Origin of the sequence: Pseudomonas sp. TKO26, assembly GCF_003225665.1 — a bacterium.
Lineage (GTDB): Bacteria > Pseudomonadota > Gammaproteobacteria > Pseudomonadales > Pseudomonadaceae > Aquipseudomonas > Aquipseudomonas saponiphila.
Window position 1 is genome coordinate 26337 of sequence record NZ_QKLN01000039.1, and the last position, 13622, is coordinate 39958.

The following is a 13622-nucleotide window of genomic DNA, read 5'->3' on the forward strand; positions in this document are numbered from 1 at the left end:
GAATCTGTTTTCACGTCTTCAGGCCGCTCTAGCCTGAAGCGCTACACCGGGAGGTGCCCAGATGAGCGATACCGATCAGAACGACCAGGAAATCCGTCCAGCCGGCGAGAAGCTGCAGAAAGTCCTCGCCCGCATCGGCGTCGGCTCGCGCCGCGACGTCGAGTCCTGGATCAGCCAGGGCCGGATCAAGGTCAACGGCAAAGAGGCCACCCTGGGCCTGCGCGTCGACCTGCATGACGCCATTTCCATCGATGGCAAGGTGATCAAGCGCGAAGAGGCCGCCGAATCGGTGCGCCGCGTGATCATGTACAACAAGCCCGACGGCGAGATCTGCACCCGTGACGACCCGGAAGGCCGTCCGACCGTGTTCGACAAGCTGCCGCGTCCACGCGAAGGCCGTTGGATCAACATCGGCCGCCTGGACATCAACACCACCGGCTTGCTGATGTTCACCACCGACGGCGAGTTGGCCAACCGCCTGATGCACCCGTCCTACGAGATGGACCGCGAGTACGCGGTGCGTGTGCGTGGTGAAGTCGACGACGAGATGATCGAGCGCCTCAAGGCCGGGGTCATGCTCGAAGACGGCCCGGCCAAGTTCACCGATATCCAGCAGGCGCCCGGTGGCGAAGGTTTCAACCACTGGTATCACTGCGTGGTGATGGAAGGTCGCAACCGTGAAGTACGCCGCCTGTGGGAATCCCAGGGGCTGGTGGTCAGCCGCCTGAAGCGGGTGCGCTTTGGTCCGGTGTTCCTCAACTCCGACCTGCCGATGGGCCGCTGGCGCGAAATGAGCCAGTACGAAGTCGACGTGCTCAGCGCCGAAGTCGGCCTGACCCCGGTGGCCTTGCCGCAGCTCAACGCCAAGTCCAAGGACAAGCTGGAGCGCATGCAGCGCAAATCCTCGCGTCCGGTGGGCAAGAGCGAGCGCGTGCGCACCCTGCGTCCGGCCAATGGCGCGCCAGCCACCCCGCGTGTTTCCCGTGAACCGCAGATCGAAGGCGAGCGTCCAGGGCGCAAGCCGGCGGCCCGTCAGGACGGTGAGCGTGCGCCACGCGCGCCGCGTCCGGCCAGCGGTCGGGGCACACCGGTAGCTGAGCGTCCGGCGGACACCAAGCGCCCGGCCAAGCCAGCGCCGAAGTCCAAGCGCCCAAGCCTGGTGCTGGACAAGGACGCACCGTCCGGCAAGCGTCGTGGCGCTCCGGCCGGTACCGGCCAGCGTCCTGGCTTCGGTCGTCGCAAGCCGGAGTAAGCGTCGGCCAGCCGACAACAACGCCAACCCTCGGGTTGGCGTTTTTTTTGCCCGGTGCTTCGTAGGAGCCGGCTTGCCGGCGAACCGGCTCTCAAGTCCTTGGCAAGGCTTGTGATCGCCTTCGCTGGCCAGCAGCCCCTACACAAGCCAGCGTCTACGCCAGGAGGGTTAGAAGGCGAACTGGCCGTCGAACACCGGCTTGTTGTCCACCGCCAGCACCCCTGAGCTGAAGATCAGGTCCAGGTGGTGGCTGCCCTTGGCACCGCCTCCCAGCCCCAGGTGCAGGCCGCAGTGACGCTCCTCGAAGCCGGAATTGCGCCCGTAGAGGGACCTGATGCCTTCGTTGGTGCCGATGCCCAGTTCCTCGATGCGCCGGTTGGACGGGTTGGCATCCAGGTATTTGTTGAAGTCGTTGGCCAGTCCGGGCACCTCGGTGGCGACGCGGGTGATGGTCGAGTTGTCGATCCACAACTCCAGCGGTGCTTGCAGTACCCCGTACTTGCGGGCGAAGGGGATGGTGCTGAGGAAGGTGCCGAGAAACTTCACATGACCGTTGATGGCCTCGCTGTGGGTGGCGATTTCCCCGGGGGCCAGGTCGTAGTTGCCGACGCCGTTGATGTCGGTCCATTTCTTCACGCCGCTCAAGGGCGTCTCGAAATATGAGCCCTGGGGGTCGCTGAAACTCAGGGTCGAAGCCTGGGACAGGCGGCGGATCAAGGTGGCATTGAGGTCGGCGATACGCTGCGGCTCGACGCTGAAGGTGTCGTAGAAGTACTCGCCGTAATCCTTGAACAGCAGCGACTTCTTCCAGTGCTCGGCCATCAGAGCGTGCAGCGGGCGGAGGAACTCCGGGCCGTCGGGGCGGGGCTGGGCCAGGGTCGAGGAGTCGTAGAAGAAAATGTACAGGTCGCAGTCGATGATCGCCCGTGCCAGGCGCTCGGCCGGCTCCAGGTCCAGGCGCAGGGCGTTGAGCGCCAGCGGCGTGGTCTGGCGCGCCTGTTCGAGGATGGCACTGACCATGGCCTGGTAGTCGGCGGTGTGGCCGATCACCACCTGCGGTGACCGGGCGTTGCCCAGGGCCGGGTGGCGTTCGAGGTAGTACAGGAAATGGCGGATGGCGCGAGTCTGGTCCATAAAACCTCCCTGGAGGACAAAGGTGACCGGGGCAGGCGCAAGGCCTGCTCCGGTCCGGGCGCCTTACATTGGCCACATCGCCGTGCCGAACGGCACCACGGCGTCGGCCTGCATCATTTCCACGGCTGCATCATGAGTGGCCGCTTCGAACCACTCGTCCAGTTGCAGTTCGGTTTCCAGGTCTTGTTCCAGTGTTTGCATGGTGACTCTCCTAGATGACGTAGTGCATAGCAGTCCATTGGCGGAGCGGATCAGCAGTGCTGAACGGGATGGTTGCAAAGGCTGCCTGGCCGCTCCTCGTACCCGTCGGACGAGGCGTCCGGCAAGTGGCTGGAAACCTAGTTCAGGGCATTTTGAAGTGCAAAAAAATAATTAGATTTTTTTCTACTGAACTTTATTTTCTATTTTTGCGCGGAATATTTATCGCCTGAAAACAAAAAGCTAAGGCATTCCCGGCGGCGCAGCGGCCAGTGCGTCAATTTGCAGTCGCAGGCGCGGATGATCTGTATCGGCAAGTTAACGTTACGGTCTGTAAAGAAAAAATTACGAAATTTGACGTATTGCCCCCTGAAACGGCGCGGGTGGCGGCGCTGTAAGGAAAAACTGCCGCCGGGTCGCCAACCATTCGTTTGCCGAGGCTCTGGCCCGCTTGTTCCAGAGCGCCAAGGCGGGTGAGATGCACACCTGCCTGCGTACAGGTGCATAACAAGAAGGAGGCGCAATGAACGCCGTAACCGACTTTCACCGACACCCTTCGAAGGACGATGGTCATCGCGCCTTCATCGACGACCCCACGCGGTCCGTCCAATGTTCCGCCGCCGATGTCGAGCATCGAGCAGGCCCCGCAAGATCCCGGTTACCGGCACGCTGATACAGCGGTGTCTGGCGGCAGGGGGTCAGGGGTGTACAATGCGCGGCGTTTTAACTGTGACCCAACTGCGTACCCGCGCATTTTGCGTCTGCGCCGCGCGTTTCAGGCTGCCCCGAGGGCGCTGAGAGCACCGCTGCCGGGCCAATAAACTCAAGGTTATCCACCTTGTTCACTCCGCCGCGTCACGAGCGTGGTGGGTTCGATTTCGTCACAGATAAAAACAAACAGGTGACGCATGACCGTTAGAAAAACGCTGAACTTCGGGTGCCTGCGCTGGGGTTTGCTCCGCGCCGCTTAAGCCTCACCGGGCGGCAACGTCTTGCAAACATCATCAAACCTTGCGTGAGAACCTTTTCATGAGTGGACAAAACTCGCATTCGGGCGAGCTGAAACGCGGCCTGAAAAATCGCCATATTCAACTGATCGCCCTCGGCGGCGCGATCGGCACCGGTTTGTTCCTGGGCTCGGCCGGGGTACTCAAATCCGCCGGTCCGTCGATGATCCTTGGCTACGCCATCTGCGGTTTCATCGCCTTCATGATCATGCGCCAGCTCGGCGAGATGATCGTCGAAGAGCCGGTGGCCGGCTCCTTCAGCCACTTCGCCCACAAATACTGGGGCGGCTTCGCCGGTTTCCTCTCCGGCTGGAACTGCTGGATTCTCTACATCCTGGTCGGCATGTCGGAGCTGACCGCGGTCGGCAAGTATGTGCACTACTGGTGGCCGGACGTCCCGACCTGGGCTTCGGCGGCGGTGTTCTTCGTGATGATCAACGCCATCAACCTGGCCAACGTCAAGGTCTTCGGCGAGGCCGAGTTCTGGTTCGCCATCATCAAGGTGGTGGCCATCGTCGGCATGATCGCCCTGGGCAGCTATCTGCTGGTCAGCGGCCATGGCGGCCCGCAGGCCTCGGTGAGCAACCTCTGGTCCCACGGCGGCTTCTTCCCCAACGGCGTCAACGGCCTGGTGATGGCCATGGCAATCATCATGTTTTCCTTCGGCGGCCTGGAAATGCTCGGTTTCACCGCCGCTGAAGCCGACAAGCCGAAGACCGTGATCCCCAAGGCGATCAATCAGGTGATCTACCGCATCCTGATTTTCTACATCGGCGCCCTGGTGGTGCTGCTGTCGCTGACCCCGTGGGACACCCTGCTGGTGACTCTGAACGCTTCCGGCGATGCCTACAGCGGCAGCCCGTTCGTCCAGGTGTTCTCGATGCTGGGCAGCAACACCGCGGCGCACATCCTCAACTTCGTGGTCCTGACCGCGGCGCTGTCGGTGTACAACAGCGGCACCTACTGCAACAGCCGCATGCTGCTGGGCATGGCCGAGCAGGGCGATGCGCCGAAAGTCCTGGCCAAGATCGACAAACGCGGTGTGCCGGTGATGTCGATCCTCGCCTCGGCGCTGGTGACCTTCGTTGCCGTGGTGCTCAACTACCTGATCCCGCAGCACGCGCTGGAGCTGCTGATGTCCCTGGTGGTGGCGACCCTGGTGATCAACTGGGCGATGATCAGCTACTCGCACTTCAAGTTCCGCCAGCACATGAACCGCACCGGCCAGACCTCGCTGTTCAAGGCCTTGTGGTACCCCTATGGCAACTACATCTGCCTGGCGTTCGTGGTGTTCATCCTCGGCATCATGCTGATGATCCCGGGCATCCAGATCTCGGTGTACGCGATCCCGGTGTGGGTGGTGTTCATGTGGGTCTGCTACCTGATCAAGAACAAGCGCAGTGCCCAGCACGCGCTGCAGGCGGCCGGTGCTGCGCTGAAGTAAGCGCGGCTATGGCCATGACCGACCCGGCTGCGGCCGGGTTTTTCATGCCTGTGATTCTTGTGCGGGCCCAGGTTTCTCTGGCCGGCAGGCCGGCTGCAAGTGTGTGCTGGCCAGCGAAGAGGTCCGCCAGTGCCTGGGTAATGGAGGTATCCTGTGGGCCCTGAACACGGATTCCTGTTCCATGCTGGTGATTTCCAACAACGTGCATCTGCCGGATGCCGAGATCGAGCTGACCGCCATCCGCGCCCAGGGCGCCGGCGGGCAGAACGTCAACAAGGTGTCCAGCGCGGTGCATCTGCGCTTCGACATTCCGGCCTCTTCCTTGCCGCCGTTCTACAAGGAGCGGTTGCTGGCGCTGCGCGACAGTCGCATCACCAGTGATGGCGTGATCATTCTCAAGGCCCAGCAATACCGCACCCAGGAGCAAAACCGCGCCGATGCCCTTGAGCGCCTCACCGAGCTGATCCTCAGTGCCGTCAAGGTGGAAAAGAAGCGCCGCCCCACCAAGCCGACCCTGGGTTCGAAGAAGCGCCGTCTGGAGAGCAAGGCCAAGCGCGGCAACATCAAGGCCGGTCGCGGCAAGGTGGACTTCTAGCCGAGCGCGCGTTCCTTGCGTTGCCTGGGTGCCTGACGGTACAGGTACAGGCTGAGTATCAGGCCGCTGCAGGCGGCGATGGCGGCGAAGAGAAAGATCGAGGCAAAGCCGAAGCCGGCGGCAATCGCCCCGGCCAGTGGCCCGGTGATGCCCAGTGACAGGTCGATGAACAGCGAGTAGGCGCCCACCGCGGCACCCCGGCTGGAGGCTGGCACCAGGTTCACTGCTTCCACCCCCAGGGCCGGGAACACCAGGGAGAAGCCGAAGCCGCTCAAGGCCGCGCCAGCCAGCGCCCAGTGAGCGTCCGGGGCCTGCCACAGCAGCAACAGGCCAAGGGTTTCCACCGACAGGCAGGCGATCGCCACGCGAAAGCCGCCGAGGCGGTTGATCAGGTTGCCGAACAGCAAGCGGGCACCGATGAAGCTGGCGCCGAACAGGCTCAGGCACAGCACTGCGTTGGCCCAATGCTGAGTGGCGTAGTACAGGGTAATGAAGGTGGCGATGGTGCCAAAGCCGATGGAGCCCAGGGCCAGGCCGCAGCCGTGGGGAAAGACCTTGCCCAGCACGTGGATGAATGGCAGGCGTTCGCCGGCAACGATGGGCGCGGCGACTTTCGGCCAGGCCAGCAGCAGGCCGAGCACGGCCAGCAGGATGATGCTCGAACCCATGCTCCACAAGCCGAGATGATCGACCAGCCAGGCGCCCAGGGGCGCGCCGATGGCCAGGGCGCCGTAGTTGGCGATGCCGTTCCAGGAGATCACCTTGGCGGTGTTGGCCGCGCCGACCCGGCCGATGCCCCAGCCAATCGAACCCGAGCCCACCAGGCTTTCCGCGCTGCCCAGCACCAGGCGGCCGGTCAGCAGGCTGATCAGGCTCAGGGTCGGCAGATGTTGCAGCCAGGCCGAAAGCAGCATGAACACCCCGCTCAGTCCGCAGCCGGCCAGGCCGTACATCACCGCGCGCTTGCTGCCCTGGTTGTCGATGATGCGTCCGGCGTAGGGGCGGGTGAGCAGGGTCGCCAGGTATTGCACGCTGATCACCAGGCCGGCGATCGCCGCGCCAAAACCCAGGTCGCTATGCACATAGCCCGGCAGGACCGCCAGGGGAATGCCGACATTCAGGTAGCCGATAAAGGTGAACAGGACGATGGAGACGACTTGCAGCGTGACCGCCAAGGGGCGCTGGGAATCTGGCATGGGGATGGGTCCACGGCGACAGCTAAATAGATAGGCTGCTTATGATACCGATGTGGATGCTGATGCAGGGGGGAGAATTCGACGCGTTGTTCAGATCTTTCGGGTCAGGATTTTGACTCAGGCGTTTTGGTCTTGCAGCAGGTGAGTGGTGACCAGGGCGGCGATTGCGTTTTCCTGGGTGCCGAAGCGGGCCAGCAGGGCGGCCTGTCTTTGCGCGCTCAGGCGGTTCCACACCTCGATCATTTTTTCCGCGGTGCCGATCAGTACGCTGGCCTGGGTTTCGCTGAAGGAGTCGGTCATGGTTGGGTGAGGCTCGGAGGGAGGTTTCAGGCGGTGTGGAAAGCGCTTGAGTAGCGCTTTCCACACGGTCTGGTTACAGCATTTTTCAGTCTTCGCTGTCGGCCTTGCGGCGGTCGGCGGCTTCTTGCACTACAGGCTTTTCAGCACTGGCTTGGGGCGGGGTGGTCTGCTCAGTTTCGTGCAGGCTTGGGAAGGGGAGATTCGGGATCTCATGCATGTCGTTGCTCCTCGCAAAGTCTGTTTTTTAAATCGCTGGGTAGGTCCGCGCTTTTAAAAAGCCTGGGCAGGATACAGCACTGGAAATGACAAAAAGATTTTTATCGCGATTTTTGGGATGAAAGGATCGGAGTAGCGCCGCAAGTGCCTTGCCGAGATGGGCGTTGTGGAGACGCCCACCTCGACAAGCACATGTTTCAGACGACCCGAGCGATCGCCTCGGCCAGCAGGTCCAGGCGAGTGGCGTCGATTCCGGCCACGTTGGCGCGGCCGGAGCTGACCATGTACACGCTGTGCTGTTCACGCAGCGCCTGCACCTGAGTCGGGCTCAGGCCGGTGTAGGAGAACATTCCGCGTTGCACGCCGATGTGGGCGAAACGCTCGGCCAGGCCGTGGGGTTGCAAGGCTTCCACCAGGCCGGCGCGCAGCTGCGCGATGCGCTGGCGCATGGCTTCCACTTCGTCGATCCAGAGACGCTTGAGTTCGGCATCGCCGAGGATGGTAGCGACCACCGCGGCGCCGTGGTCCGGTGGTGTGGACCACAGGTTGCGGGCGATGTGGGCCAGTTGGCTGCGCACGTCCAGCAGCTTTTCGGCGTCCTGGGTACAGACGATCAGGGCGCCGGTGCGATCGCGGTACAGGCCGAAGTTCTTCGAGCAGGAACTGGTGATCAGCACTTCCGGCAGTTCGGCGGCGAACAAGCGCACCGCCCAGGCATCCTGCTCCAGGCCATCGCCAAAGCCCTGGTAGGCGAAGTCGATCAGTGGCAGCAGCTTGCGGCTGCGCACCACGTCCAGTACCCGTTGCCAGTCGGCGTGGCTGAGGTCGAAGCCGGTCGGGTTGTGGCAACAGGCGTGCAGCAGCACCACATCGCCCTCGGGCACCCGGTTCAGGGTGGCCAGCATGGCCTCGACGTCCAGGCGGTTGTCGCTGCCCACGTAAGGGTAGTGACTGACCTTGACTCCGGCTGCGGCAAAGATGGTTTCGTGGATCGGCCAGGTCGGATCGCTCAGCCACACGCCGCGGCCCGGCAGGCAGTGAGCGATGAAGTCGGCGCTCAGGCGCAGGGCGCCAGTGCCGCCCGGGGTCTGAGTGGCGCCGGCGCGCTGGCTGGTGATCAGTGGTGAATCGTTGCCCAGCACCAGCTCATTGATGACCTTGCCGAACGCCGCGTCGCCGTGGCCGCCGATGTAGATCTTGGTGTCCTGACGATCCACCAGGCGCTGCTCGGCCAGCTTCACTGAACGCGGGATTGGCGTCAGGCCCTGAGCGTCCTTGTAGACCCCCACGCCGAGGTCGAACTTGTTCGGGTTGGGATCGCTGGCGTAGGCCCCCATCAGGCCGAGAATCGGGTCGCCGGGTACCCGGCCGATGGCGTCGAAATGCATTACTTGCGTCCTTCTGCGGTCTTGGCTACTTCGTCGGTACGAGCCGCCATGATGAAGTCGTTGCGGTGCAGGCCCTTGATCGAGTGGCTCCACCAGGTCACGGTGACCTTGCCCCATTCGGTGAGCAGGCCTGGGTGATGGCCTTCGGCCTCGGAGATCTCGCCCATGGCATTGGTGAAGGCCAGGGCGAACTTGAAGTTCTTGAACAGGAAGACTTTTTCCAGCTGCATCACGCCGTCGCGAACTTCGATGTTCCAGTCAGGGATCTGCTTGATCAGTACCGGCAGTTCTTCGTCGCTGACTTGTGGGGCATCGGCGCGGCAGGCTTCGCAATGGGCTTGGTTCAGAGCGGTCATGGTGTGTTCCTGAGTTCGATTCTTGTTGGAAGTTACTATCTTTCGCAGCGGCTCGCGAGTGCGAACCGCTCAGGCCGCCTTGGGTTTTGGCGGAAACTTGGGAGCGTGCAGGCCCAGCTGCATGCCTTGGTGGACCAGGGCCATGATGTCTTCATGGGCCAGGTCGAACAGGCGCTTGAGGTTGGGCAGGACGAAATAGATCGGTTGCAGGATGTCGATGCGATACGGCGTGCGCATGGCTTCCAGCGGGTCGAAGGCCTGGTGTTCCGGCTCCTCGGAGAGGCTGTACACGGTTTCCTTGGGCGAGGAGAGGATGCCGCCGCCGTAGATGCGCCGACCGGCCGGGGTTTCTACCAGGCCGAACTCGATGGTCATCCAGTACAGGCGCGCCAGGTATACCCGCTCTTCCTTGGTGGCTTGCAGGCCGAGCTTGCCGTAGGTGTGGGTGAATTCGGCGAACCAGGGGTTGGTCAGCAGCGGGCAGTGGCCAAAGATCTCGTGGAAAATGTCCGGCTCCTGCAGGTAGTCCAGCTCTTCGGGGGTGCGAATGAAGGTCGCCACCGGGAAGCGCTTGCTGGCCAGGAGTTCGAAAAAGGTCTGAAAGGGAATCAGCGCCGGAACCCGGGCCACTTGCCAGCCGGTGGTTTCGCCGAGGACCTTGTTGATTTCGCTCAACTGCGGGATGCGGTCGTGGGGCAGTCCGAGCTTGTCGATGCCATCCAGGTACTCCTGACATGCGCGACCCTCGATGACTTTCAGCTGACGCGTGATCAGGGTGTTCCACACCGCGTGTTCTTCGGGTGGATAGTCGATAAAACCTTGCGCGTCGGGCTCGCGGGCCACGTACTGCGTCTGCTTCATGCTGCTCTCCTGCCAGGGGATGCGTTCTTGTTATGTGTGACTCCAGTGTTACCCGAGGGTGCGACGCTTTGCAGCAGGCGTTCGCTGGGCTTGAGGCAGCATTGGGTGCCTATTTGTAAAGTAATCGTTACGGATTTGCCCGGGTGGCCGGCATGTTGTGGGTTTCCAGCTTTGAAAAAGCCCTTTGCTGTCACATAATCTTGACGATTATCTGCGTCACCCTGCAGAAAGTTTGCAAAGACCGGCGTCAAAAGCGTCGGTTTTCGGCGTTTATGCCCTTTATCATCAGCTCCGGGCCTCCTTTTATGCGTATCAAAGTTCATTGCCAGAACCGCATCGGCATCCTGCGCGACATTCTCAATCTGCTGGTGGAGTACGGGATCAACGTGGCCCGTGGCGAGGTAGGGGGCGAGCACGGCAACGCCATCTATCTGCACTGTCCGAACCTGATCAATCTGCAGTTCCAGGCGTTGCGCCCCAAGTTCGAATCCATCGCCGGGGTCTTCGGTGTGAAGCGCGTCGGTCTGATGCCCAGCGAGCGTCGACACATGGAGCTCAATGCACTGCTGGGAGCGCTGGAGTTCCCGGTGTTGTCCATCGACATGGGCGGCTCCATTGTCGCTGCCAACCGGGCCGCCGCACAGTTGCTGGGGGTGCGGGTGGATGAGGTGCCGGGGATTCCCCTGTCGCGCTATGCCGAGGATTTCGACCTGCCAGAGCTGGTGCGGGCCAACCAGTCGCGGATCAATGGCTTGCGGGTCAAGGTCAAGGGCGATGTGTTCCTGGCGGATATCGCCCCGCTGCAATCCGAGCACGACGACAGCGAAGCCATGGCTGGCGCGGTATTGACCTTGCATCGGGCGGATCGGGTCGGTGAGCGCATCTACAACGTGCGCAAGCAGGAATTGCGCGGCTTCGACAGTATTTTCCAGAGTTCGAAAGTCATGGCGGCGGTGGTGCGTGAGGCGCGGCGCATGGCGCCACTGGATGCGCCGCTGTTGATCGAGGGTGAAACCGGCACTGGCAAGGAGCTGCTGGCCCGCGCCTGCCACCTGGCCAGCCCGCGTGGGCAGTCGCCGCTGATGGCGCTCAACTGCGCCGGATTGCCGGAATCCATGGCTGAAACCGAGCTGTTCGGCTACGGCCCCGGAGCCTTCGAAGGGGCACGGGCCGAGGGCAAGCTCGGGCTGCTGGAGTTGACCGCAGGTGGCACTCTGTTTCTTGACGGTGTGGGGGAGATGAGCCCGCGTCTGCAGGTCAAGTTGCTGCGTTTTCTGCAGGACGGCTGCTTCCGGCGGGTGGGCAGCGATGAAGAGGTGTATCTGGATGTGCGGGTGATTTGCGCGACCCAGGTCGACCTGTCGGAGCTCTGTGCCCGCGGCGAGTTTCGCCAGGACCTCTATCACCGGCTGAATGTGCTGTCGCTGCACATACCGCCCCTGCGCGAATGCCTCGATGGCTTGACCCCGCTGGTGGAGCATTTTCTCGATCAGGCCAGTCGGCAGATTGGCTGCCCGCTGCCGCGACTGGCACCGGCCGCCATGGAGCGCCTGAGTCACTACCACTGGCCGGGCAACGTCCGGCAGTTGGAGAACGTGTTGTTCCAGGCTGTCTCGTTGTGTGATGGCGGCATGGTCAAGGCCGAGCACATCCGCTTGCCGGACTACGGCGCCCGCCAGCCCCTGGGGGATTTCTCCTTGGAGGGCGGTCTGGAGCAGATTGTCGGGCGTTTTGAAAAGGCCGTGCTGGAAAGCCTGTACGCCGAGCATCCCAGCAGTCGGCAGTTGGGCAAGCGCCTGGGGGTGTCCCACACCACCATCGCCAACAAGTTGCGTGAATACGAAGTCGGCAAGCCGTAATCCCAGTCGCAGCGTGGAGCGGCGGTGGCGGCTGGGCATGTATCCGGGCCGTTACTTGCCGTTTGCGGCATAAGGCCGCCGTTTTTCCGTCTCCACTACCGCCCGCTGAATGCCTTGTGGGCTAGGCAAAGCCTTGCCCCGCCTGGGGGGAACCCCTCTCGAAAAAACTTGGTGCGCTTATTGCTTATGGCTTCGCAGTACAGCGTGGGGCGGCAAACGTCCGGCAGATGAGGAACGATTGTGGACAAGTACCTTTATGTGGCAATGACCGGCGCCAGCCAGAACGCACTGGCGCAAAAGGCTCATGCCAACAATCTGGCGAACATCTCCACCAACGGCTTTCAGCGCGACCTGGAACAGGCGCGGGCGATGCCGGTGTTTGGTGACAGTTTTCCGGCGCGGGCCTTTGCCATGGGTGAGCGGCCAGCCACGGACTTTACTCCTGGCTCGATGGTGGAAACCGGTCGTGACCTGGACGTGGCCGTCAGCGGCAAGGGCTGGATCGCCGTACAGAGCCCCGATGGCAGCGAAAGCTATGTGCGCACCGGCAGCTTGAACGTCGACGCCCTGGGTGTGCTGCGTGCTGGCAATGGCATGCCGGTCATGGGCAATGGCGGGCCGATCGCCGTGCCGCCGGAGCAGAAGATCGAAGTGGGCCAGGACGGCACCATCAGCATCCGGGCCATGGGTGAGGGGCCGCGGGTCATGGCCGAGGTCGATCGCATCAAGCTGGTCAATCCGGATATCAAGAACCTGACCAAGGGGCTCGATGGCTCGATCAAGACCAAGGACGGCCAGCCGGCGCCGGCCGATGCCAATGTGCAACTGGTGTCGGGATTCCTGGAGTCGAGCAACGTCAATGCCGTGGAAGAGATGACGGCAGTGCTGGCCTTGTCCAGGCAGTTCGAATTGCACATCAAGATGATGAACAGCGCCAAAGAAGACGACCAGGCCATGGCTCGGGTCTTGCAGATCAGCTAATTACCAGTACCTAGCGCCGTAAAACAGGCGCGAGAGGAGAATCGAATGCTTCCGGCTCTATGGGTTGCCAAAACCGGTCTGTCCGCCCAGGACACCAACCTGAGTGTGATTTCCAACAACCTGGCGAACGTCTCGACCACGGGTTTCAAACGTGATCGCGCGGAATTCCAGGACCTGCTGTACCAGATCAAGCGTCAACCGGGTGCCCAGACGACCCAGGACAGCGAACTGCCTAGCGGCCTGCAGGTCGGTACCGGTGTGCGCATTGTCGGCACCCAGAAGAACTTCACCGCCGGCAGCCTGCAAACCACCGAGCAGCCGCTGGACCTGGCGATCAACGGCCGGGGATTCTTCCAGATCCTGCAGCCTGATGGCACCACGGCCTACACCCGTGACGGCACCTTCCACCTCAACTCCAATGGCCAGATCGTCACCGCCAGCGGTTTTGCCCTGGAGCCGGCGATTGTCGTGCCCAATGACGCGCAGACTTTCACCGTGGGTCAGGACGGCACCGTGTCCATCACCATCGCCGGCAACCCGGCGTCCCAGGTGATCGGTAACCTGCAAACCGCCGACTTCATCAACCCGGCCGGCCTGCAGGCCCAGGGCAACAACCTGTTCCTGGAAACCGCCGCCAGCGGTGCGCCGCAGATCGGCACCCCGGGGCTCAACGGTTTCGGCACCACCCTGCAGAACACGCTGGAAGCGTCCAACGTCAGCACGGTCGAGGAGATGGTCAACATGATCACCACCCAGCGTGCCTACGAGATGAACTCCAAGGTGATCTCCACCGCCGACCAGATGCTCTCGTTCATAACGCAGAAGCTGTAATCAA

16 protein-coding genes are annotated in these 13622 nt (G+C 62.5%); 6 read left to right on the forward strand and 10 right to left on the reverse strand.

The features are described from left to right. Positions 1-61: 61 nt before the first annotated feature. Entirely contained in the window at positions 62-1252 is a 1191-nt protein-coding gene (gene rluB, locus DNK59_RS28105) for a 23S rRNA pseudouridine(2605) synthase RluB (RefSeq protein ID WP_092320507.1), read from the forward strand. Between the two features lie 168 nt (positions 1253-1420). On the opposite strand, the gene DNK59_RS28110 is transcribed toward rluB, so the two are convergent. From DNK59_RS28110 to DNK59_RS31740, 3 genes are all read right to left on the reverse strand, one after another. Beyond that, positions 1421-2386, reverse strand: a complete 966-nt coding sequence (locus tag DNK59_RS28110) for a leucyl aminopeptidase (protein ID WP_110725294.1) — start codon at positions 2384-2386, stop codon at positions 1421-1423. A 63-nt stretch (positions 2387-2449) separates the two neighbouring features. Continuing rightward, positions 2450-2587 carry a hypothetical protein gene (locus tag DNK59_RS31965; RefSeq protein WP_016964425.1) on the reverse strand — a complete coding sequence of 46 codons (138 nt, stop codon included), beginning with the start codon at positions 2585-2587 and terminating at the stop codon, positions 2450-2452. 274 nt (positions 2588-2861) lie between these two features. Continuing rightward, positions 2862-3218 carry a hypothetical protein gene (locus DNK59_RS31740; RefSeq protein WP_146249913.1) on the reverse strand — a complete coding sequence of 119 codons (357 nt, stop codon included), beginning with the start codon at positions 3216-3218 and terminating at the stop codon, positions 2862-2864. A 395-nt stretch (positions 3219-3613) separates the two neighbouring features. Here DNK59_RS31740 and DNK59_RS28115 point away from each other — a divergent pair, with 395 nt between their 5' ends. Continuing rightward, complete coding sequence (locus DNK59_RS28115) at positions 3614-5035, forward strand: amino acid permease (RefSeq protein ID WP_092320509.1); 1422 nt, start codon at positions 3614-3616, stop codon at positions 5033-5035. Positions 5036-5216: 181 nt separating this feature from the next. Beyond that, positions 5217-5630 carry an alternative ribosome rescue aminoacyl-tRNA hydrolase ArfB gene (gene arfB, locus DNK59_RS28120; protein ID WP_110725295.1) on the forward strand — a complete coding sequence of 138 codons (414 nt, stop codon included), beginning with the start codon at positions 5217-5219 and terminating at the stop codon, positions 5628-5630. Here arfB and DNK59_RS28125 read toward each other — a convergent pair. From DNK59_RS28125 to DNK59_RS31745, 7 genes are all read right to left on the reverse strand, one after another. Continuing rightward, positions 5627-6826 (reverse strand): MFS transporter, encoded by a 1200-nt coding sequence (locus DNK59_RS28125; protein ID WP_110725296.1) that lies wholly within the window; start codon positions 6824-6826, stop codon positions 5627-5629. The two genes, arfB and DNK59_RS28125, sit on opposite strands and share 4 nt — an antisense overlap. Before the next feature lie 117 nt (positions 6827-6943). Next, positions 6944-7126, reverse strand: coding sequence for a hypothetical protein (locus DNK59_RS28130; RefSeq protein ID WP_110725297.1), 183 nt, complete (start codon positions 7124-7126; stop codon positions 6944-6946). 85 nt (positions 7127-7211) lie between these two features. Continuing rightward, complete coding sequence (locus tag DNK59_RS32195) at positions 7212-7343, reverse strand: hypothetical protein (RefSeq protein WP_256596728.1); 132 nt, start codon at positions 7341-7343, stop codon at positions 7212-7214. 196 nt (positions 7344-7539) lie between these two features. Continuing rightward, positions 7540-8730, reverse strand: a complete 1191-nt coding sequence (locus DNK59_RS28135) for an amino acid aminotransferase (protein WP_110725298.1) — start codon at positions 8728-8730, stop codon at positions 7540-7542. Beyond that, complete coding sequence (locus DNK59_RS28140; RefSeq protein ID WP_007930096.1) at positions 8730-9086, reverse strand: 4a-hydroxytetrahydrobiopterin dehydratase; 357 nt, start codon at positions 9084-9086, stop codon at positions 8730-8732. Before DNK59_RS28140 ends, DNK59_RS28135 begins: the two co-directional genes overlap by 1 nt. A gap of 69 nt (positions 9087-9155) precedes the next feature. Then, positions 9156-9947, reverse strand: coding sequence for a phenylalanine 4-monooxygenase (phhA, locus tag DNK59_RS28145; RefSeq protein ID WP_110725299.1), 792 nt, complete (start codon positions 9945-9947; stop codon positions 9156-9158). After that, positions 9944-10270 carry a hypothetical protein gene (locus tag DNK59_RS31745; protein WP_146249914.1) on the reverse strand — a complete coding sequence of 109 codons (327 nt, stop codon included), beginning with the start codon at positions 10268-10270 and terminating at the stop codon, positions 9944-9946. Before DNK59_RS31745 ends, phhA begins: the two co-directional genes overlap by 4 nt. Between DNK59_RS31745 and DNK59_RS28150 the strand changes: the two genes are divergently transcribed. The 3 genes from DNK59_RS28150 to flgG all read left to right on the forward strand — a co-directional run bounded on the left by DNK59_RS28150 (position 10253) and on the right by flgG (position 13618). Beyond that, positions 10253-11806, forward strand: a complete 1554-nt coding sequence (locus DNK59_RS28150) for a sigma-54-dependent transcriptional regulator (protein ID WP_110725375.1) — start codon at positions 10253-10255, stop codon at positions 11804-11806. The genes DNK59_RS31745 and DNK59_RS28150 overlap by 18 nt on opposite strands. A 240-nt stretch (positions 11807-12046) precedes the next feature. Next, on the forward strand, positions 12047-12787 hold the full coding sequence (locus DNK59_RS28155) for a flagellar basal body rod protein FlgF (RefSeq protein WP_016965788.1): 741 nt from the start codon (positions 12047-12049) through the stop codon (positions 12785-12787). 45 nt (positions 12788-12832) lie between these two features. After that, complete coding sequence (flgG, locus tag DNK59_RS28160; RefSeq protein ID WP_110725300.1) at positions 12833-13618, forward strand: flagellar basal-body rod protein FlgG; 786 nt, start codon at positions 12833-12835, stop codon at positions 13616-13618. The last annotated feature ends 4 nt before the right edge of the window (positions 13619-13622 follow it).